Source organism: Bordetella parapertussis (assembly GCF_020735925.1).
Lineage (GTDB): Bacteria > Pseudomonadota > Gammaproteobacteria > Burkholderiales > Burkholderiaceae_B > Bordetella > Bordetella pertussis.
Genome location: NZ_CP085971.1, coordinates 3,262,524 through 3,282,008, shown reverse-complemented (window position 1 = coordinate 3,282,008; position 19,485 = coordinate 3,262,524). Strand labels below are relative to the sequence as shown.

Genomic DNA, 19,485 nt, shown 5'->3' with positions numbered 1-19,485 from the left:
TCAGTGGCCGACGGACTTCGAGAACACGTTCATGACCACCACGCCCGCCAGGATCAGCGCGATGCCGATGATGGCGGGCAGGTCCAGGTGCTGCTTGAACAACAGCGCGCCAACCAGCGAGATCAGCACGATGCCCACGCCGGACCAGATGGCGTAGGCGACCCCCACCGGGATGACCCGCAGCGTGAGGGCCAGGAAGTAGAACGCGATCGCGTAGCCCGCCACGGTGACCAGCGAGGGGAGCAGGCGGGTGAAGCCCTCCGAGCTTTTCAGGGCACTGGTGGCGATGATTTCGGCCACGATGGCCACCGACAGATGGATCCAGCTGTTCATGGCCTGCCTCCGGCTTCGGCCTGGCGCAGCAGCACCAGCAGCGCGCCGGCGCCGCCGCCGCGCTCCGGCGCTTCGGAAAACGCCAGGACGTCGGCCTTCTGCACCAGCCAGGTGCGGGCCTTGTCCTTGAGCACCGGTTCCAGCCCCTGCGAGCCGTAGCCTTTGCCGTGCACGATGCGCACGCAGCGGATGCCGTGTTCGAGGCATTCGTCCAGGAACGACAGCACCGCATGGCGGGCCTGTTCGACGCGCAGGCCATGCAGGTCGAGCTCGGCGCCCACCCGCCACTGGCCGCGCTTGAGGTTGCGCGCGGTGTCGGGCGCGACGCCGGCGCGCACGTAGGCCGTGCCGCCGTCGGTCAGCAAGGCGCCGATATCGCTGGCATCGGAGACGCCGGCATCGGCGCGCGGCGCCGCCTCGCCCAGCGCGGCGGCCCGGCGCGACGCCACGGCCGCGGCCGTGGCCGGCGTGGCATCGGGACGGCGGTTGGCGAGCCGGCCCGAGGGTTTGAGCGGCGTGGCGGCCTGGACCGCGCGCCGGAACGCGGCGACGTCGGCCTCGGGGGCGGCGGCCGACGCGCGGGCCGCCGCTTCGCGCTCGGCGGCCTCGGCCCGCGCCCGGGTCTCGCGCACTTGCTCGTGCAGCCGTTTCAGGTCGGCCAGCCCCGTCTTATTGCCCCGCATTCTCCAGCCACCGCTGAGCGTCCAGGGCCGCCATGCAGCCGGTGCCGGCGCTGGTGATGGCCTGGCGGTATACGTGGTCCTGCACGTCGCCGGCGGCGAACACGCCCGGCACCGAGGTCATGGTGGCCATGCCCGACAGGCCGCTCTTGGTGATGATGTAGCCGTCCTTCATCTCGAGCTGGCCTTCGAAGATGCCGGTATTGGGCTGATGGCCGATGGCGACGAAGCAGCCGGCCACGTCCAGGTCCTCGGTGGCGTCGGTCTCGGTGCTGCGGATGCGCACGCCGGTGACGCCGCTATCGTCGCCGAGCACCTCGTCCAGGGTGTGGAACAGCTTCAGTTCCATGTTGCCATTGGCGACCTTGTCCATCAGCTTGTCGACCAGGATGGGTTCGGCGCGGAACTTGTCGCGCCGGTGGATCAGGGTCACCTTGCGGCAGATGTTGGACAGGTACAGCGCCTCTTCGACCGCCGTATTGCCGCCGCCGATCACGACGACGTCCTTGTTGCGGTAGAGAAAGCCGTCGCAGGTGGCGCAGCCCGATACGCCGCGGCCCATGAAGGCCTGCTCGCTGGCCAGCCCCAGGTACTTGGCCGAGGCGCCGGTCGCGATGATGAGCGCGTCGCAGGTGTACAGGTTGCCGGTGTCGCCGGTCAGGGTGAACGGACGCCTGGAGAGGTCGACCTTGGCGACATGGTCGAACAGGATTTCGGTGTTGAAGCGCTCGGCGTGCTGCAGGAAGCGCTGCATCAGGTCGGGGCCCTGCACGCCCTGCACGTCGGCGGGCCAGTTGTCGACTTCCGTGGTGGTCATCAGCTGGCCGCCCTGGGCCAGGCCGGTGATGAGCGCGGGGCTGAGATTGGCGCGCGCCGCATAGACGGCAGCGGTGTAACCGGCGGGGCCGGAACCCAGAATCAGGACTTTGGCGTGTTTAGGCGTAGACATGGCGGGTATCTTTAGGATAACGCCCAATTATAATGAGCCGCATGCCGCGTATTTCGAATGCTACTCCGCGCGCCTCGCGCAACACCCGCAACGGGCCGTCTCCCTTTCAAGCGCGCATCTCCGCGCTCCTCAGGGAGGCCCGCTGGATCCTGTTCGCCGCGCTGGCCGCCTGGCTGACCCTGGTGCTTGCCACCTGGAGCCCGGCCGACCCTGGTTGGTCACATTCTGTTTCCGGTGACGCCATCCACAACGGCGGTGGCACGCTGGGCGCCTATCTCGCCGATATCCTGCTGTACCTGTTCGGATTTTCCGCCTGGTGGTGGGTCGTGCTGCTGCTGCACCGCGTGCGCGCCGGCTACCGCCGCCTGGCCAGCAACCTGCGCGTCACCAGCGGCAAGCAGCCCGACGCCTTGCCGCGCGTGCACTGGGAAGAGGGCATCGGCTTCGTGCTCCTGCTGACCGGTTCGCTGGGCATCGAGGCGCTGCGCCTGTACAGCTGGGGCATGCACCTGCCCGGCGGCACCGACGGCGAAAGCGGCGCCGGCGGCGTGATCGGCCAGATGCTGGCCGGCTGGCTGTCGCGCGGCGTGGGCTTTACCGGCGGCACCCTGGCCCTGCTGGTGCTGCTGGCGGTCGGCCTGAGCCTGTTCTTCTCGTTTTCGTGGCTGCAGATCGCCGAACGGGTCGGCAGCTGGCTCGAAGGCCTGGTGCGGCGCGTGCGCGATTCGTACGCCGCGCGCGAGGACCGCAAGGTCGGCGAGGTCGCCAAGGCGGTCCGTACCGAGCAGGTGGTGGCCAAGCAGGAAAAGCTGGTGCACGAGCAGCCCGTGCGCATCGAGCCCGCCATTACCGTGGTGCCGCGCTCGGATCGCGCCGAGAAGGAAAAGCAGCAAAGCCTGTTCGCGCCGCCGGCCGGCGAGAGCGACCTGCCGGCCATCGGGCTGCTGGATCCTCCCCTGCAGAACCAGGAAACCGTTTCCGCCGAGACGATCGAATTCACCTCGCGCCTGATCGAGAAGAAACTGGCCGATTTCGGCGTTTCCGTGGTCGTGGTGGCGGCGCAGGCCGGCCCGGTGATCACGCGCTACGAGATCGAGCCCGCCACGGGCGTGAAAGGCAGCCAGATCGTCAACCTGGCCAAGGATCTGGCGCGCGCGCTCAGCCTGGTCAGCATCCGCGTGGTGGAAACCATCCCGGGCAAGAACCTGATGGGCCTGGAGCTGCCCAACCCGCGCCGCCAGATGGTCAAGCTGTCGGAAATCCTCGGCTCGCAGACCTACCATGCCAGCCATTCGGTGCTGACCATGGCGCTGGGCAAGGACATCGCCGGCAACCCGGTGGTGGCCGACCTGGCCAAGATGCCGCACTTGCTGGTGGCCGGCACCACCGGCTCGGGCAAGTCGGTCGGCATCAACGCCATGATCCTGTCGCTGCTCTACAAGGCCGACGCCAGCCATACCCGGCTGATCCTGATCGACCCGAAGATGCTCGAGATGAGCGTCTACGAAGGCATTCCCCACCTGCTGGCGCCGGTGGTCACCGACATGCGCCATGCCGCCAACGCGCTGAACTGGTGCGTGGGCGAGATGGAAAAGCGCTATCGCCTGATGAGCAAGATGGGCGTGCGCAACCTGGCCGGCTACAACAGCAAGATTCGCGACGCCATCAAGCGCGAAGAGCCCATTCCCAATCCGTTCTCGCTGACGCCGGACGCGCCCGAGCCGCTGCAGGCGTTGCCGCATATCGTGGTGGTGATCGACGAGCTGGCCGACCTGATGATGGTGGTGGGCAAGAAGATCGAGGAGCTGATCGCCCGGCTGGCGCAGAAGGCCCGCGCCGCGGGCATCCACCTGGTGCTGGCCACCCAGCGCCCCAGCGTGGACGTGATCACCGGCCTGATCAAGGCCAACATCCCGACCCGTATCGCCTTCCAGGTGTCTTCCAAGATCGACTCGCGCACCATCCTGGACCAGATGGGCGCCGAAACCCTGCTGGGCCAGGGCGACATGCTGTACATGCCGCCGGGCACCGGCCTGCCGGTGCGGGTGCACGGCGCGTTCGTGCACGACGACGAGGTGCACCGCGTCGTCGAGGCGCTCAAGGCGCAGGGCGAGCCCAACTATATCGATGGCCTGCTCGAAGGCAGCGAAGGCGAGACCGGCGATGGCCTGAGCTCGGTCACCGGCATGGGCGACGCGGAGTCCGATCCGATGTACGACCAGGCCTGCGAAGTGGTGCTCAAGCACCGCCGCGCCTCGATCTCGCTGGTGCAGCGCCATCTGCGTATTGGTTACAACCGTGCCGCACGGTTACTCGAACAGATGGAGCAGGCGGGTATGGTGTCGCCCATGCAATCCAACGGCAACCGGGAAATCCTGGTGCCGGCCCGAGAGGAAGCCTGATGCACATGATCCGCCGCGCCGCCGGCGCGCTTGCCGTTTTCGCCGTGGCGGCCCTGGCCGCCGCGCCGGCCTGGGCCGCCACGGCCCAGGAGCAGCTCGACACCTTCGTGGCCACCGTCAAGGGCGCCACCGGCTCGTTCAAGCAATCGACCGTCAGCCCGCAGGGCGCCACCCAGCCCACGCAAAGCGGCACTTTCGCGTTCCAGCGCCCGGGCAAGTTCAAGTGGGCCGTCCAGCTGCCGTACGAGCAACTCATCGTGTCCGATGGCAAGCAGGTTTTCCAGTACGACCCGGACCTGGCGCAGGTCACCGTGCGCCAGGTCGATCAGGCCATCGGCACGTCGCCCGCCGCCATCCTGTTCGGCGCGGGCCAGCTGGGCCAGGCGTTTGCCGTCAGCGCGCTGCCCGACCGCGACGGCCTGCAATGGCTGCGCGCCAAGCCGCGCAACGCCGACGCGGGTTTCTCGCAGGTCGATATCGGCTTGCGCGACAACCAGCCCGCGCGCATCGAACTGGTCGACGCCTTCGGGCAGACCACGCGCGTCGAGCTGTCCAACCTGCTGCCCGGCGCCGTGCCGGCCTCCGAATTTCAGTTCACCCCGCCCCAGGGAGTGGACGTGGTGAAGATGTAGGGCCGCGACGCTCTGCGTCGCGCGCAGGGCAATCCTGCGGGCCAAGGCCGCCGCATGGTGTAATGCGCGTTGGATCCGCCCGTGTTTTTTTCCTGCTGTCCATGAGCAACGACCTGTTCGCCTCCGATCCGGCCCATCGGCCCTATGTGCCGCTGGCCGAACGCCTGCGGCCCCGTACGCTGTCCGATGTGGTCGGGCAGTCGCATCTGCTGGGGCCGGACAAACCGCTGCGCGTCGCGTTCGACTCCGGGCGGCCGCATTCGATGATCTTCTGGGGCCCGCCCGGCGTGGGCAAGACCACCCTCGCGCGCCTGATGGCAGACGGCTTCGATGCGCAGTTCATCGCCATTTCGGCCGTGCTGGGCGGCGTCAAGGACATTCGCGACGCAGTGGTGACTGCCCAGGTCGCGCAAGGGCAGGGGCGCCGCACGATCCTGTTCGTCGACGAGGTGCATCGCTTCAACAAATCGCAGCAGGACGCCTTTCTGCCGTATGTGGAAAGCGGCCTGTTCACCTTCATCGGCGCCACCACCGAGAACCCTTCCTTCGAGGTCAACTCGGCGCTGCTGTCGCGGGCGCGCGTCTACGTGCTGCAGTCGCTGTCGGCCGAGGAGTTGATGCAGCTGGTCGACCGCGCCGTCGCCGCGCTCAACGAGGGCCTGGAGGACGGGCAGCAGATCCGCTTCGAGGCCGAGGCGCGCGAGCAATTGGCGGCCTGGGCCGACGGCGATGCGCGCCGCCTGATCAGCGCGGTCGAGGTGGTGGCCGAGTCCGCCCAGGCCGCCGGGCGCGACAGCGTCGACGCGGCCTGGCTGGAAACCTCGCTGTCGCAGAACCTGCGCCGTTTCGACAAGGGGGGCGACGCCTTCTACGACCAGATCAGCGCGCTGCACAAGTCGGTGCGTGGCTCCGACCCGGACGCAGCGCTGTACTGGCTGGCCCGCATGCTCGACGGCGGCGCCGATCCCAAGTACCTGGCGCGCCGCCTGGTGCGCATGGCGATCGAGGATATCGGCCTGGCCGATCCGCGCGCCACCGAGCTGGCCGTCAACGGCGCCGACATCTACGAACGCCTGGGTTCGCCCGAAGGCGAGCTGGCGCTGGCGCAGGCGGTGGTCTACATGGCCTGTGCGGCCAAGTCCAATGCGGTCTACAACGCGTACAACGCCGCGCGCAAGTTCGCGGCCGAGCATGGCAGCGCGCCGGTGCCCTTGCATCTGCGCAATGCGCCCACCAAGCTGATGAAGCAGCTCGGCCATGGCAAGGCATATCGCTATGCCCACGACCAGCCGCATGCCTATGCCGCGGACGAGCAATATTTCCCCGACGGCCTCAATCCCACCTTCTACCGGCCGACCGACCGGGGGCTGGAGGCTAAAATCCAGCAGAAGCTGGCATTCCTGGATGAGCTTGACGCCCAGGAACGCGCCAGGAAACGGTAGCGGCGCGACCGCCGCCGCCGTGAATGCCAACCCTTACTGACACACCATGCTAGATCCGATACTGCTGCGCAAAGACCTGCAAACCGTCGTCGACCGCCTCAAGAGCCGTGGCGTCGATTTCGACATCGCCCGGTTCAACGAGCTGGAGTCCCGCCGCAAGGCCGTCCAGACCGAAACCGAGTCGCAGCAGGCGCGCCGCAATGCCTTGGCCAAGCAGATCGGCCAGCTCAAGGGCAAAGGCGCGCCCGAAGCGGAAGTGCAGGCCGTGATGGCCGAGTCGCAGGCCTTGCCGGCCCGGCTCAAGGCGCTCGAGGACGAACTGGCGCAGACGCAGGCGCAACTCAACGACCTGCTGATGTCCGTGCCCAACCTGCCGCACGCCAGCGTGCCGCAGGGCGCGTCCAGCGACGAGAACGTCGAGGTGCGGCGTTGGCTGCCGGGCGCGGCCGACGAGCGCGGCAACCCTGCGGCGCTGGGTTTCGAGGTGCGGGATCACGTGGCGGTGGGCGAGCCGCTGGGCCTGGATTTCGATCTGGCCGCACGGCTGTCGGGCGCGCGCTTTTCTTTCATGCGCGGCCAGATGGCGCGCCTGCACCGCGCGCTGGCGCAGTTCATGCTGGACTTGCAGACGGGCACGCATGGCTACACCGAGTGCTACACGCCCTACATCGTCAACAGCTCGACCTTGTTCGGCACCGGCCAACTGCCCAAGTTCAAGGACGACATGTTCTTCGTCACCAAGGGCGGCGGCGACGACGAGCCCAAGGTCGACGAGCAGGGCAACCCGCTGGCGCGCGAAGACCAATACCTGATCTCGACCTCGGAAATCACCCTGACCAGCGTGGTGCGCGAGACCATCGTGGCCGGCGCCGACCTGCCGCTGCGCCTGACCGCGCATACGCCGTGCTTCCGCTCCGAAGCCGGCAGCGGCGGGCGCGATACGCGCGGCATGATCCGCCAGCACCAGTTCGACAAGGTCGAGATGGTGCAGATCGCCCATCCCGAGCATTCGTACGAGGCGCTCGAGGAAATGGTCGGCCATGCCGAGCGCGTACTGCAGCTGCTGGAGCTGCCGTACCGCGTCATGCTGCTGTGCACCGGCGACATGGGTTTCGGCTCGGCCAAGACCTACGACCTGGAGGTCTGGCTGCCGGCGCAGGATACCTGGCGCGAGATCTCCTCGGTTTCCAACTGCGAAACATTCCAGGCGCGCCGCATGCAGGCCCGCTTCCGTAACGCGCAGAACAAGCCCGAATACGTGCATACGCTCAATGGGTCCGGGCTGGCCGTGGGCCGCGCCCTGGTGGCCGTGCTGGAAAACTGCCAGCAAGCCGACGGCAGCGTGCGGGTGCCGGCCGTGCTGCAGCCCTACATGGGCGGCCTGACCGTTCTCGAACCTTGAGACGGCCGCGCCGCACGTGAACCAGAAACGGAACCCGCGGGTTCCGTTTTTCATTTCGGCGGGCCGCCATGCGCGTATTGCAACGGCGCGCAACTGGTACAAACGCGGCCGGGGGTTTTCCCGGGTTAGCCACAAATTTGTCGCTTTTGGCAGGTAATCTCCGTAGAACAGCCTAAGTTGATGTGAATAAATGTGTACCGGCAATAAACAGGGCCATATCTGCGGCAAAATATCGCCTGGCAACACGTCCCCTTCATTTCAATAAAGGAAGCTGTTTTATGACTTCGCGAATGATTGGCGATTTTCGCGTCAGGTGTACCGTCGTTCAGGAAGAGGGCAATCAGTACAGCGTGCAGATCTGCACGCGCCGCGTCGGCGGCAATGCGCCTGAGAAATGCTGGACGGTGCCGGGCCAGGTTTCTTACCAGGACCGCGAGGACGCCGAGCGAACGAGCCAGCAGATCTTTGAAAGAATCAATGGAGTACGTTTCAATGGTGAACCGGAATTCGCACACGCGTCCGCATAACGGCTGGTGGAAGGCCTCCAGCGCGCCGCGCCGCTGGCTTGACGCCATGCGCAGCGACAAGCCCGCCGAGGGGCAGACGGCCGCGCCAGCCGCCAAGGTCCCGGCCGAACAGGCCTGAACCCAGCCGTGCCGCAAAAAAAGGTTCATCGCGCAATAGCGTGGAGGGGTTTGGCAAGTTTTCGTATTCTTGACGGCAGGTATTTGCCATCAGGAGTGCAGGGAGATGCTGGATCGCAAGTTGCTGGAGTCGCTGGGAGGCTGGCAGGGCTATGGCGTCGAACGCGTGGAATGGCCCGAAGACCCAGGGCGCACGCTGTCGATCTATTTGAAGCCAACGGCCAAGGTGATGCTGTGCGAGCAGTGCGGCGCGCGGTGTCGCCAGGTGCATGAGACCACGGTTCGACGGGTGCGAGATCTGCCGTTATTCGAGTATCGGGTCGTTCTGCACGTGCCGCGCCGACGCTTGTGGTGTGAGCAATGCGGCGGCCCGCGCCTGGAGCGGCTTGCCTGGCTGGGGCGATATCAACGGGTGACGGATCGGCTGGCGCAGGCCTGCAGCCAATTGCTGCAATCGAGCAACGTGCAGGCGGTGGCGAGGTTCTTCGAGCTGGGTTGGCATACCGTCAAGACGCTGGACAAGGCTCGGCTGCGTGCGTCGGTGCGCGAACCGGATTGGTCCAAGATCGAGTATTTGGCGATGGACGAGTTTGCCCTGCACAAAGGGCATCGCTACGCGACAGTGGTGGTCGATCCGATCGGCAGGCAGGTGCTGTGGATTGGCCCAGGACGCTCACGCGAGACGGCCCGGGCGTTCTTCGAACAATTGCCGCCTGGGGCCGCCCAACGCATCAAGGCCGTTGCCATCGACATGACCACCGCCTACGAGTTGGAGATCCAGGCCCACAGCCCACAGGCGGAGATCGTCTATGACTTGTTCCATGTCGTGGCCAAGTATGGACGAGAGGTCATTGATCGGGTGCGCGTGGATCAGGCCAATCAACTACGCCAGGATCGTCCCGCACGCAGGATCATCAAATCGAGTCGCTGGCTGCTGCTGCGCAACCGTGACAACCTGGATCGGCAGCAGGCCGTCCGGCTCGACGAATTGCTGCAAGCCAACCAGCCGCTGCTGACGGTCTATGTCCTGCGTGACGAACTCAAACGGCTCTGGTTCTACCAAAGACCTGCCTGGGCAAGACAAGCCTGGAACCACTGGTACGAGCAGGCCGAGCAAAGCGGAATAGCCGCCTTGAACACCTTCGCTCAGCGCTTGAAAGGCTATCTGCACGGCATCCTGGCCAGATGCCGACATCCCCTGAACACCAGCATTGTCGAGGGCATCAACAACACTATCAAGGTCATCAAGCGGCGCGCTTACGGCTACCGCGACCAGGAATACTTCTTCCTCAAAATCCGTGCCGCCTTCCCCGGCAATGCGCGATGAACCAAAAAAAAGGCCGCCCATCCGGGCGGCTTTTTCATTGATTTGCGGCGATCGCCGGTCAATCGCGCCAGTGGCCGCGGCCATGGCCGCGGTGGCCGCGATGGCCGCGGTCATAGTGCCGATGGCCCTTGTAGTAGCGGGGGCCGCCATAGTAGACGGGCGCCGGATACACCACCTGCGGGCGCACATAGACCGGCGCCGGGTAGTGCACCACGGGCGGCGGGGCATACACCGGGGCGGGCGCCACATACACGGGCGCCGGGTACACCACGCCCGGAATGCCGATCGACACCCCGATATCCACACGGGCCAGGGCGGCGCTGGAGAGCATGAGTCCGGCAGCGCCGATGCCGGCAGCAACGAACCACTTTTTCATTTTTCACCTGCCTTGCTGCGCGTGCAGCCAAGTTGACTAATCGACGGGCCTATTCTCGGCTGTTTTGCGCGTAAATTTGTGAAAACAGCCCCCGCAATGGCGACAATCCGCAACCGCCCGCAGTCCGGGACGCCGGCGTTTGCTGCGTTGCGGCAAATTTATCCCGCTGGGGCGGGCGCGGCTTTGAAATGGGTTGAAACGCGGGGGGAGCCAAGGCGGGCCCCAGGTGGGGTTACATTTCCACACCTTGCGTGGCCTGCCCGCCACGAGGATCAATGCCCGTTCTGGTTCAGCAGACGGAATTCCAGCACCCATACCCAGGGGTTGGCCGCCCAGGCGCGCGCGCCGTAGCGTTCGCACCAGGCCAGCGCAAACGCGGCCTGGGGCGGGGTTTCCGGCAGGAATTCATCCAGCCGGGATGCGGCGGCGAAGCCTTCGGCCGCCGCGTCGGCCTCGTTGATGGCCTGCAGGCGCTGGATGCGCACCCCCATCAGGATGGCCCGCCCGAACGGCTGGCCCGATTCGTGGGCCAGGTCGATCAGGTCGCCTGGCTTGCCGTAGGGACATACCAGCCATTTCGATACGGTCTGTGCGGGGGTCGCGTCATCCGGGCGAGCCGTGGCGGCGATCCAGCGTTCGGCGTGCGCGGGGTCGCAGTACCAAAGCGTGGCGGCCGGCGGGGGCTGCGGCTTGACGATCCGGCGCGCCTGCCGCTGCTTGCCGGCCTTGATGGCTTGTATCGACGCGCTCGCGAACACGAGCGGTGACGTACGCGGGCCGGGTGTCATGTGTGGCAGTATGCGCGCAATCGCCCCCTGGGGACACTGGCGTTTCGTCCAGGCAACGTTGTTCCCGGCGCTCTTGCGCTGCGTCAAGCCATGTGCATGTCTTGTTTGTATACTCGAGGCATGACGAATACGACCCACGACCTCAAGCCCGGGTACTACTGGTACACCATGGAAAACGATCCGTTGGCCATCATTCATATCCATGAAGATGGCGGCGCGACGTTGATGGGTACCGACTACCGCGTGGAGCCCGAAGGCGTCGCCAGCATGATCCGCCAGGGCGAACGTTTTTTCTGGATCGAACCGCCGGTCATCAGCCAGGAAGGCTGACCGGCCCGCGGGCCGTTATGCGCCAGCCGTGCGGCTGGCGATCAGGTGCAGGCGATTCTTGCCGGCCTGCTTGGCCCGGTAGAGCGCCCGGTCCGCATCGCTGTAGGCCTGCTCCCAGGTCAACGAGACGCCGGGAGCGATCCACGCCAGACCGAAGGTGGCCGTGACATGGCGCGGCCCGTGCGGCGTGTCCAGCGGCGCAATGGCGCGTATCGCGTCGAGCACGCGCTGGGCCTGCGCCAGCGCCGCCGACGCGCTGGGCGCCGACAGCACCGCGGCGAACTCGTCGCCGCCCACCCGGCACAGGTCGTCGCTGGTGCGGCGCATGCAGCGGCGCGCCGCCAGCGCCACGCGGCGCAGCAGGTAGTCGCCCGCGAAGTGGCCGTGGCGGTCGTTGATGGTCTTGAAATTGTCGATATCGAACAGGCACAGCGCCAGCCCGCCGCCGCGCACGCGTTCGCGCAGCGCATCGCGCAGCATGGTGGCGAAGTAGCGCCGGTTGTACGCCCCGGTCAGGTCGTCGGTCAGCGCCAGGCGGCGCAGCCGCGCATTTTCCAGCTCGAGCGTGTCGACCTGCGCCTGCAGTTCCTGCAGCGTCGCGGCGCCGGATACCGGCGGCTGCGGATAGCGGCGCCGGGGCAGGGCCGCTTCGGCGCGCAGGTAATTGGCGCTGGCACGGCAGCTGGCACGCGAGGACTTGCGCTGATCGTTCATGATGAGTGGCGGACGCCCGGTCATGGATGTGGCGTCGGCGTTGTCCAGCCTCGCCATCGCAATCCCTCCGGTTCTGATAAGTCGCATGTTGTTTTTCGGAGCAGGGGTTTCCGCTACCGGTGGGATGTCGATCCCACCACCAAGCGTAGGCTACGGCGTTTTGCTTGAAACCTCTACGGTTCGGCTGTCAACAATTGTCAATACGCGATTTCCCGCTTTTCAGGCTGCTTCAACGTAGCGTCCATCGCCTTCGCCGGCCTTGCGCGCATGCGCTGGTTCTCTCGAAGTGTTCGCCCGGCAGGGCGAGCTGAGTTATCGCCGCCTGGCGGCAGGAAGCGGCCCATCGCAAGAGTGTGATATATGTCACGTCTTATTTTGCACAGAGGGGCGGGTAGGTGGGCGCGACGCGTGAAGGTCGATCGGTCTGGTACGGTGACAGGCGCTATGAGTTCCTGTCGATAGAGCAGGCGATGGGATTCGTCAGGTTTCTGGACCAGGGCAAGGACCTGGATCATGCCTGCCGCATCTGGAGACCCAAGCGCATTTACGCCGGCGTCGGCGCCTGTGGCGAGCGTCCCGCGGCCGACGGGCAGGCTGCCTGACGCCGCTTCAGCCGTGGCCGATGATCGGACGCAGGAATTGCTCCAGCCCGGTCAGCATGATCTGCACGCCCACGCACAGCAGCAGGAACGCCGATACCCGGGTGACGATGCGGGTGCCGTCCGCGCCCAGGTAGCGCGCCAGCGTGCCGGCTCGGCTATAGGCGAGATATACCGTGGCGGCTACCGCCATGGTGATCAGGACCGACGCCAGGCTGGCCAGCAGGAAGTCGCGCAATTCGTTGGTGCGGTTGGCGCTCAGGGCGATGGTCGCCGCGACCGTGCCCGGGCCGGTGGTCAGGGGCATGGTGAGCGGGAAGAACACCATCTCGCGCGCCATGCTGGGCGTGATCTGCTGCAGCGCCTGGGCCTGCGGGTGCGGCTCCGGGGCGTTGAGCATGGCCCAGCCGGACACGGCCACCGACAGGCCGCCCGCCACGCGCAGCGCCTCCAGCGAAATGCCGAACAAGTGCAGGATGTAGGCGCCGATGAAAAACGTCACCAGCAGCAGGAACATTGCGTTGAGCGCCACGCTGTAGGCCAGCCGGGCGCGTTCCTCGGGCGTGAGCGTGGCGGTCTTGTTCAGGAAGACGAAGGCCAGGCCCAGCGGGTTGATGATGCTGATGAGCGTCGTGTAGCCAAACAGGATCTCCGACACGAAATTACCCATGTTCTTCCTCGCGGCCATCGGGGCGCAGCCAGTGTCCGCGCTTTTGCGCCGCCACGCAAGCCGGCGCCGGCCACGCAGCATTGCCAGGGGGTGCTGCCTTCACGGTGGCGGACGCGCCCATCGCCTGGGACCATGGCGTGACGGCCAATCCGTCGGTGGCGTTCTGAGGCCAAACCCGAAAGAAAAACCCCGCAGACGCTCGGTTCTACAGGGGTTTCCCGGGTATTTCGGCAGCCCTGATCTGGTCACCGATCCACTATCGCGGGTCGGGCCCTCCAGGCTGGCCGGACCACTTCAATACTGCGCCCGCAAGTTGAGCATTACATTGCGTGGCGCACCCCACCAACCCTGGCTGTAGAAGCCGATCTGATCGTAGTACTTTTTGTCGAACAGATTGTTCACGTTCAGTGTTGCCGACAGTTTTTTGTTAAAGTCGAAGCGCGCCATGAGGCTCACGAGTGCGTAGCTGTCCTGTTCGACTTCGACATTGCCGCGCGGACTGGCTGCGGCCTGGTACATGCGACTTTGCCAGTCAACGCCGCCGCCCACGGTAAGCCGGTGCAGGGCGCCCGGCAGGCGGTACGTGGTGTAGAGCTTGAACAGGCTGCGCGGATGATTGGTGTTGATGGGGTTGCCGCTGGCGTCCTTGGTGGTGAAGTGTGTATAGCTGGCGCCGATGTTCCAGTCGGGCAGGATCTGGCCGCTGGCCTCCAGGTCTATCCCCTCGACCTTGGCGCCGGAGGCGGCACGTGAGGCCTGCATGTTCGGAAAGCCCGGAATGGATGAGCCCGGGATGACCTGGGCCAGGTTATCCTGCCGCGTCTGAAAGAGCGCGGCGGAGGTATTGAGCCGTCCCTCCAGATAGGCTGCCTTCAGACCCAGCTCATAGCTCTTGCCTTTGATGGGAGGAAGAATGCCGCCGCTGGTGTCGCGCGCGTTCTGCGGCTGGAAGATCTCCGTATAGCTGGCGTACGCCGTGTAGGTGTCGTTGATGTCGTAGGTCAGACCGGCATAGGGGGTGAACTGATTCTTGATCCTGTATTCGCGGCGCGAGCCAAAATACATCTGTTTGGTTTTCCAGTCGCTCCAACGGCCGCCCACGATGAGGTGCAGGGGTTCGGCTAGTGCAAACCGGCCGACCAGATAGGCGCCGGTCTGCTTGGTGCGCACGTCGTCGGCGGGCGACAGCGTGTCGGCCCAGCTGGGCTCTTGGATGTGGGCGCGGCGCCAGTCGAAGAAGCTGCCGATGGCTGGGGCCGGTCCGACCATTGTGTATCGCTGGATGTCGCTATGGTTGTCGATGCTCATCCAGCCCAGGGCAACTTCGTGGCGCAGGCCGAAGGCCTCGAAAGGAGCGGACAAGGACAAATGGATGTCATCCCGATCGAGGTTGCCGTCGTAGTTGGAAAATGCAGGGGGGGCAGCGATGATGCCAGTATGGCGATCGGGGTAGCCGCCCCGGTACACATGTTTCATGAGATAGCGGCCATCAGTGTGGCTATAGGCCGCGCGCAGCTTCCAGTCATTGGTGAAGCGGTGCGTGAGGTCCACGAAATAGGTGGTGGCTTCGGTATCCTGCCGGGCCCAGGGAGCGTTGTTGGCCACCGAGCGGTTGAAATCGGTGCGCGAACCGTCGCTATAGAACAGCGGAAAGCCGCTGCCAAACCCGTTGCTGTGGTTGTGCTGGTACTCCACGCTGGTCGTCAGCACCGTATCCGGCGTCAGATCGGCGCTGACCACGCCATAGAATGTGCGCCGGCGCGTATCTAAAAAGTGCACATAGCTGTCGCCCTGACTGTAGGCGGCCACCAGGCGTGACCGTATTCTGCCGTCTTCCGTGATGGGCACGGAGATGTCGGCATCGCCGCGCACATAGTCCCAGCTGCCGACACTCGCATTGAACGTAGCCGCGAACTCACGCAAGGGACGCTTGCGCACGAAGTTCACGGCGGCTGAAGGATTGCCCGAGCCTGTCATCAGGCCTGTGGCGCCACGTACGATTTCCACGTGATCGTAGATGGCGGCGTCCATATCGGTCGAACCATAGTTCCATTGGCTCAGGATGGGCGATACCAGGCCGTCAAACTGGAAGTTGTCGATGGTGAAGCCGCGGGCCGAGAACGAATAGCGGTTGCTGTCGCTGCGCGTGACGGAAATCCCTGGCGCGGTCGCCAGGATGGCGCCGGTGTCGGTGAGGCCCTGATCCTCGATCTGCTGTCGGGTGACCACACTGACGGATTGTGGTGTTTCGCGTGGCGAGAGTGTCAGGCCCGTGGCCGTGCTCATGGCCTCGGTTGTGTAGGCGTTTGTACCCTCGGTGAGGTCGGAAATCTCACGACCTGTGACGCTTATGGCGGGCAACTGAGCGATATCGTTCCCCGTTCGTGCTTCCTGGGCCAGGGCGTGCTGGGTAAAGAGTGCGCCGAGCAGGTGCAGAACGTGGGCAAAGAAACGCAAACGGCGCGAATGCGCCGGGGAGAAGTGAGCGGGATCTGGCATGGGGACAGATGCAAGATGGCAAGAAATTAAAGGGAATAGGAATTATTATTTTTTGTAATCGGACGATTGTATCGGCGATGACGGAGTGCGTATGGAAAACGCCGAAGATGTTCAGCGTGCCTGGACCTTGGCCGATATTCTCGATAAATGCTGCAACCACGCCCAGGCCAGCGCGCTTGCCGTCACGCAGGCCAGCATGGCCAGGGCCAGGACCGAGGGCTGCCCATAGGTCAGCGGTACGCCCCAGCCGCTGGCTATCGAAAAGGCCAGCATCTGCATGAAACCCAGCACCGAGGCCCCTGTGCCGGAGAGCGCGGGCACAGACTCCAGGATGTGCAACGTCATGGCAGGCACCGACATGGCCAATCCGCAGGTGAATAAAGCGGGGGGCAGCACCGCCCAGGGCAGTGCCGGCGACAAGGCGGTCCAAAAATAGATGGCGTAGGCGAGGCAACTACCGTTCATGAGCAGATAGGCCAGTCCGATGATCCGTGTATCGCGCCAACGTCCGGCATGCCGCGCCGCGATCACGGCCCCGGTCATCGCGCCGGCCACCAGAGGGACGAATAGATAGGCAAAGTTGGTTTCGGGCAGATCGAGCACATTGGCGATGAAATCCGGCGCCGCACCGATCAGCAGGCCCTGTGCGGCGAAGACCAGGCTGAACGCCAGGCCGGGCGCGGTGAAATTTCCATTGCGCAACACGTCACGATAGCCCGCGGCCAGACCCCGCAAGGAGAGCGTTTGGCGCTTGGCGGGCGCGAGCGTTTCTGGTAGGCGCCAGGCGCATAGGGTCAGGGCAGTGGCGGCCAGAAGCCCCAACATGAAGAAGATCGAACGCCAACCATGATGGACGGCCAATTGACCTCCGATGACGGGCGCGAGCGCGGGCGATAGATTGAACACCAGGATCAGATAAGACATGCTGCGTTGTGCCGCTGCGCCCTGATAGCAATCGCGGATGATGGCCTGTCCTACCACGACCCCGGCGCCGGCGGACAGTCCCTGCAGGGCCCGGGCCGCCAGCAGCCAGCCAAAACCGGGTGCGGCCGTGGCAAGCAGGGCGCCCCAAACATAGAAGCCCAGGGCGCCCAGCACAACGCGACGCCTGCCCAGAGAGTCAGACAGTGTTCCGTGTAGCAAGAGCATCGCCGCATAGCAGAACATGTATACGCCGAGCGTGAGTTGCACGGTTTCCTGGGGTACGCCGAACTCGCGTTGCAGCGCGCCGAAGGCTGGCAGGTAGGCGTCGATGCTGGCGGGTGCGACGCAGGACAGCAGCCCCAGCATTACCATCATGAGCGAATATGAGGGGGCCGACGCGGCGCGGCTCATGGCGGCTCCATGGACAAGGCCGCCCGGAGCGGGCAGCGGCCTTCCATGATGATCCAGCTGGCAACAGGAATGGGATGGTCAATGCCGCAATGTCAATGCCTGCCGCCGCAAGGCACCAGCCGCTAACCGAGTTGACTGGGCGCGACGCCGTAGCGTTCGCGAAACGCCGTGGCGAAATTGGTCGCGTGGCGGTAGCCGACGAAGTGCGCCGCCTGCTGTACGCTCCAACCCCGAGCCAATTGTTCGCGGGCAACCTCCAGGCGGCGTTCGCGCAGCCAGCTGAATACCGAACGGTGATACACGGCATGGAACTTTGCACGCAGCGTGCTTGGACTCATGCAGGCCAGTCGCGCCAGGTCATCCAGAGTATGGTCTTCGCCGGGCGCCTCGTGCAGGCGCTCGCGCACCCTCTCCAGAAGCTGGCGATCCCGCTGGGTCAGGCCGCGGTGGGTCACAGGGGCGTGTTGCAGCGCAGCCAAGGCGTGGGCCAGCAGTTGCGTGCCCACGCTTTCACGCACCATATTGCGTAGAGGTTGATCCCAGTCGCATTCCAGCAGATGCTCAATGGATAGCAGCAAATGGTGCGGCACCGGCCAGCGGCGCAGCCTGGGCGCCGAGGACTGCATGAGTTTCCATATGATTTCGCTGGTGTACTCATCGTCGGCCGCTTCAGGGGCCGTCACGGAGAGATTGACGCTGCGCAGACGCTGGCCGGCCGGATGAACGCCCGTCATGGCGACGGTATCGCCATATAGCGCATTGAGGCCGCTCTGAGCGGCCAGGCGCACGTCGTCCTGCTTGTCCAGCCGAGCCCGGGCCTGGCCCTGGAGCATAACGATGGCTGAAAAGCGCGGCGTCATGACGGACGTCGATTCGTAATGATGATACACATGCACGTCGGAGACGATCAGGGTGATGCCGGGGCGGATCTCACATTCCTCCACACGGCCCTCGGCGATGCAAAGGTTCTCAATGCCGGCGCCCCCGCCTTCCTGGCCGGGCAAGCGGTAATTGAAGCCGACCGACCCGCCCATGCGGTTGAAGTCCGAGACCGTGAATCGGGTGCGGGGCGGTGGGGGGAGCGTCGGTTGTGTCATTGGCGTTGCCGGAGGAGGCCTGGTCCGCATGAGCTGTTAATGATAATGCAATTCATTCGCTTTTATTTCATGAGCGAAATGGCATGGGCCGTTGGGTCGATGCGACATGCGGCGCGGCGCTGTCACCAAGCTGCTCTCCCATGTTGCTCAGGTACCACTCATGGAAATGCAACATGCCGTCTTCCATGGGTGATTGATAGGGGCCGCTGTCGGAAACGCCGCGGCGCAGCAGCGCCAGGCGTCCGGCGTCCATGCGCTCACCGATTTCATCGTCTTCGACCGCCGTCTCCATGTAGGCAGCGCGTTGGGCCTGTACGAAATCACGCTCGAACAGCGCAATTTCCTCCGGATAGTAGAACTCCGCGATGTTCAAAGTCTCTTGCGGCCCCTTGGGATAGAGCGTCGAGAGCACCAGCACATGCGGGTAGAGCTCAATCATGTGGGTGGGGAAGTAGGTTACCCAGATGGCTCCGAAATCCGGGGTCCTCCCGCCCCGGTAGCGCATGAGATTGTCATGCCAGCCGCGATAGACCTCGGTACCGGGTTGTTCCAGTGAGTCGTGCACGCCCACCTTCTGGAGACTGTATTGCGCGCCGAACTCCCAGGACAGGTCGGCGCAGGTGACAAAGCGTCCAAGGCCCGGATGGAAAGGGCCCACGTGATAGTCCTCCAGATAGACTTCGATGAAAGTCTTCCAGTTGTAATTGCATCGATGTACTTCGACGTGGTCCAGCACATAGTCGGAGAAATCGAATTCGGGTCGGCGGAAAAGCACGTCGAGGTCTTTCAATGGATCGCGTGGGCCTTCGAACAGTAGCCCATGGCAGTTATGCAGGGGGAAGCGCGACAGATTCAGGCAGGGCGTACTGGGAAAGTGGGGGGCGCCTAGAATCCGGCCCTGGCCGTCGTAAGTCCAGCGGTGCAACGGGCAGACGATGTTGCCTCCCGTGACTGACAGATTGCCCTTCATGGCCTCGCCGCCTGCAATCGGGCCTAGCATGACGGCCTGGCGATGGCGGCAGACATTCGACAGCAGTGCCACTTCATTTCCATTGCGCACGAGGATGCGACTGCCGTCGTCCTGCGGCAAGCGACGCCAGTCGCCCGGCTCGGGCACGCTCTTCTCATGCCCGACATATAACGCAGATTGTCGGAACAGGATTTCCTGTTCTCGCACGAAGAGGGCTTCATCAAAATAGGCCCGTGCGTGCAGAGGGCTGAGCGCTTGCTGCAACTGCGCCAGGCTGGCGATATCCGTCATGTCCG

19 protein-coding genes are annotated in these 19,485 nt (G+C 64.9%); 8 read left to right on the top strand and 11 right to left on the bottom strand.

Annotated features, from left to right (window positions below):
• Genes LK409_RS15475 through trxB form a run of 3 tightly spaced genes read right to left on the bottom strand, consistent with a single transcriptional unit; the run spans position 1 to position 1,962 of the window.
• Complete coding sequence (locus tag LK409_RS15475) at positions 1-333, bottom strand: SMR family transporter (RefSeq protein ID WP_003814037.1); 333 nt, start codon at positions 331-333, stop codon at positions 1-3.
• On the bottom strand, positions 330-1,016 hold the full coding sequence (locus LK409_RS15470; protein WP_010929073.1) for a Smr/MutS family protein: 687 nt from the start codon (positions 1,014-1,016) through the stop codon (positions 330-332). Before LK409_RS15470 ends, LK409_RS15475 begins: the two co-directional genes overlap by 4 nt.
• Positions 1,003-1,962 (bottom strand): thioredoxin-disulfide reductase, encoded by a 960-nt coding sequence (gene trxB / locus LK409_RS15465; protein ID WP_041937275.1) that lies wholly within the window; start codon positions 1,960-1,962, stop codon positions 1,003-1,005. The genes LK409_RS15470 and trxB overlap by 14 nt, the downstream gene beginning before the upstream one ends.
• Positions 1,963-2,003: 41 nt before the next feature.
• On the opposite strand from trxB, the gene LK409_RS15460 reads away from it, so the two are divergent.
• From LK409_RS15460 to LK409_RS15435, 6 genes are all read left to right on the top strand, one after another.
• Positions 2,004-4,364, top strand: a complete 2,361-nt coding sequence (locus LK409_RS15460) for a DNA translocase FtsK (RefSeq protein ID WP_003814032.1) — start codon at positions 2,004-2,006, stop codon at positions 4,362-4,364.
• Entirely contained in the window at positions 4,364-4,996 is a 633-nt protein-coding gene (gene lolA / locus LK409_RS15455; protein WP_010929071.1) for an outer membrane lipoprotein chaperone LolA, read from the top strand. The genes LK409_RS15460 and lolA overlap by 1 nt, the downstream gene beginning before the upstream one ends.
• A gap of 101 nt (positions 4,997-5,097) precedes the next feature.
• On the top strand, positions 5,098-6,438 hold the full coding sequence (locus tag LK409_RS15450) for a replication-associated recombination protein A (RefSeq protein ID WP_010930945.1): 1,341 nt from the start codon (positions 5,098-5,100) through the stop codon (positions 6,436-6,438).
• A gap of 46 nt (positions 6,439-6,484) precedes the next feature.
• The gene (serS, locus tag LK409_RS15445; protein ID WP_003814026.1) at positions 6,485-7,840 is read left to right on the top strand and encodes a serine--tRNA ligase; all 1,356 of its coding nucleotides are present in this window, start codon (positions 6,485-6,487) and stop codon (positions 7,838-7,840) included.
• 278 nt (positions 7,841-8,118) lie between these two features.
• Complete coding sequence (locus LK409_RS22825) at positions 8,119-8,367, top strand: hypothetical protein (protein WP_003814025.1); 249 nt, start codon at positions 8,119-8,121, stop codon at positions 8,365-8,367.
• 223 nt (positions 8,368-8,590) lie between these two features.
• The gene (locus tag LK409_RS15435) at positions 8,591-9,811 is read left to right on the top strand and encodes an ISL3-like element IS1001 family transposase (RefSeq protein ID WP_010927279.1); all 1,221 of its coding nucleotides are present in this window, start codon (positions 8,591-8,593) and stop codon (positions 9,809-9,811) included.
• 58 nt (positions 9,812-9,869) lie between these two features.
• On the opposite strand, the gene LK409_RS15430 is transcribed toward LK409_RS15435, so the two are convergent.
• Complete coding sequence (locus LK409_RS15430) at positions 9,870-10,187, bottom strand: virulence factor (protein WP_003814024.1); 318 nt, start codon at positions 10,185-10,187, stop codon at positions 9,870-9,872.
• A gap of 272 nt (positions 10,188-10,459) precedes the next feature.
• The gene (locus LK409_RS15425) at positions 10,460-10,975 is read right to left on the bottom strand and encodes a hypothetical protein (protein ID WP_010929069.1); all 516 of its coding nucleotides are present in this window, start codon (positions 10,973-10,975) and stop codon (positions 10,460-10,462) included.
• A gap of 120 nt (positions 10,976-11,095) precedes the next feature.
• On the opposite strand from LK409_RS15425, the gene LK409_RS15420 reads away from it, so the two are divergent.
• A complete protein-coding gene (locus tag LK409_RS15420; RefSeq protein ID WP_162096903.1) occupies positions 11,096-11,305 on the top strand; it encodes a hypothetical protein in 210 nt (69 codons plus the stop codon).
• Positions 11,306-11,320: 15 nt separating this feature from the next.
• Here the strand turns inward: LK409_RS15420 and LK409_RS15415 are convergent, their stop codons facing one another.
• Positions 11,321-12,076: a GGDEF domain-containing protein gene (locus LK409_RS15415; RefSeq protein WP_003814021.1), complete on the bottom strand. Its 756-nt coding sequence runs from the start codon at positions 12,074-12,076 to the stop codon at positions 11,321-11,323.
• Between the two features lie 338 nt (positions 12,077-12,414).
• On the opposite strand from LK409_RS15415, the gene LK409_RS15410 reads away from it, so the two are divergent.
• Positions 12,415-12,621, top strand: a complete 207-nt coding sequence (locus LK409_RS15410; protein WP_033446552.1) for a hypothetical protein — start codon at positions 12,415-12,417, stop codon at positions 12,619-12,621.
• A gap of 7 nt (positions 12,622-12,628) precedes the next feature.
• On the opposite strand, the gene LK409_RS15405 is transcribed toward LK409_RS15410, so the two are convergent.
• The 5 genes from LK409_RS15405 to alcE all read right to left on the bottom strand — a co-directional run bounded on the left by LK409_RS15405 (position 12,629) and on the right by alcE (position 19,480).
• Positions 12,629-13,288, bottom strand: coding sequence for a MarC family protein (locus LK409_RS15405; RefSeq protein WP_003814020.1), 660 nt, complete (start codon positions 13,286-13,288; stop codon positions 12,629-12,631).
• A gap of 294 nt (positions 13,289-13,582) precedes the next feature.
• Positions 13,583-15,787, bottom strand: coding sequence for a TonB-dependent alcaligin siderophore receptor FauA (gene fauA, locus LK409_RS15400; protein ID WP_010929067.1), 2,205 nt, complete (start codon positions 15,785-15,787; stop codon positions 13,583-13,585).
• Positions 15,788-15,898: 111 nt separating this feature from the next.
• On the bottom strand, positions 15,899-17,122 hold the full coding sequence (gene bcr / locus LK409_RS15395) for an alcaligin export MFS transporter Bcr (protein WP_010929066.1): 1,224 nt from the start codon (positions 17,120-17,122) through the stop codon (positions 15,899-15,901).
• A 122-nt stretch (positions 17,123-17,244) separates the two neighbouring features.
• Positions 17,245-18,219 carry an alcaligin siderophore biosynthesis transcriptional regulator AlcR gene (alcR, locus tag LK409_RS15390; RefSeq protein WP_041937273.1) on the bottom strand — a complete coding sequence of 325 codons (975 nt, stop codon included), beginning with the start codon at positions 18,217-18,219 and terminating at the stop codon, positions 17,245-17,247.
• A 67-nt stretch (positions 18,220-18,286) separates the two neighbouring features.
• Complete coding sequence (gene alcE / locus LK409_RS15385) at positions 18,287-19,480, bottom strand: alcaligin biosynthesis hydroxylase AlcE (protein ID WP_005013753.1); 1,194 nt, start codon at positions 19,478-19,480, stop codon at positions 18,287-18,289.
• Positions 19,481-19,485 lie beyond the last annotated feature (5 nt).

Coding starts and splice junctions, on each gene's coding strand:
- LK409_RS15475 (WP_003814037.1), bottom strand. CDS start 333: ATGAACAGCTGGATCCATCTGTCGGTGGCCATCGTGGCCGAAATCATC.
- LK409_RS15470 (WP_010929073.1), bottom strand. CDS start 1,016: ATGCGGGGCAATAAGACGGGGCTGGCCGACCTGAAACGGCTGCACGAG.
- trxB (WP_041937275.1), bottom strand. CDS start 1,962: ATGTCTACGCCTAAACACGCCAAAGTCCTGATTCTGGGTTCCGGCCCC.
- LK409_RS15460 (WP_003814032.1), top strand. CDS start 2,004: ATGCCGCGTATTTCGAATGCTACTCCGCGCGCCTCGCGCAACACCCGC.
- lolA (WP_010929071.1), top strand. CDS start 4,364: ATGCACATGATCCGCCGCGCCGCCGGCGCGCTTGCCGTTTTCGCCGTG.
- LK409_RS15450 (WP_010930945.1), top strand. CDS start 5,098: ATGAGCAACGACCTGTTCGCCTCCGATCCGGCCCATCGGCCCTATGTG.
- serS (WP_003814026.1), top strand. CDS start 6,485: ATGCTAGATCCGATACTGCTGCGCAAAGACCTGCAAACCGTCGTCGAC.
- LK409_RS22825 (WP_003814025.1), top strand. CDS start 8,119: ATGACTTCGCGAATGATTGGCGATTTTCGCGTCAGGTGTACCGTCGTT.
- LK409_RS15435 (WP_010927279.1), top strand. CDS start 8,591: ATGCTGGATCGCAAGTTGCTGGAGTCGCTGGGAGGCTGGCAGGGCTAT.
- LK409_RS15430 (WP_003814024.1), bottom strand. CDS start 10,187: ATGAAAAAGTGGTTCGTTGCTGCCGGCATCGGCGCTGCCGGACTCATG.
- LK409_RS15425 (WP_010929069.1), bottom strand. CDS start 10,975: ATGACACCCGGCCCGCGTACGTCACCGCTCGTGTTCGCGAGCGCGTCG.
- LK409_RS15420 (WP_162096903.1), top strand. CDS start 11,096: ATGACGAATACGACCCACGACCTCAAGCCCGGGTACTACTGGTACACC.
- LK409_RS15415 (WP_003814021.1), bottom strand. CDS start 12,076: ATGGCGAGGCTGGACAACGCCGACGCCACATCCATGACCGGGCGTCCG.
- LK409_RS15405 (WP_003814020.1), bottom strand. CDS start 13,288: ATGGGTAATTTCGTGTCGGAGATCCTGTTTGGCTACACGACGCTCATC.
- fauA (WP_010929067.1), bottom strand. CDS start 15,787: ATGCCAGATCCCGCTCACTTCTCCCCGGCGCATTCGCGCCGTTTGCGT.
- bcr (WP_010929066.1), bottom strand. CDS start 17,122: ATGAGCCGCGCCGCGTCGGCCCCCTCATATTCGCTCATGATGGTAATG.
- alcR (WP_041937273.1), bottom strand. CDS start 18,219: ATGACACAACCGACGCTCCCCCCACCGCCCCGCACCCGATTCACGGTC.
- alcE (WP_005013753.1), bottom strand. CDS start 19,480: ATGACGGATATCGCCAGCCTGGCGCAGTTGCAGCAAGCGCTCAGCCCT.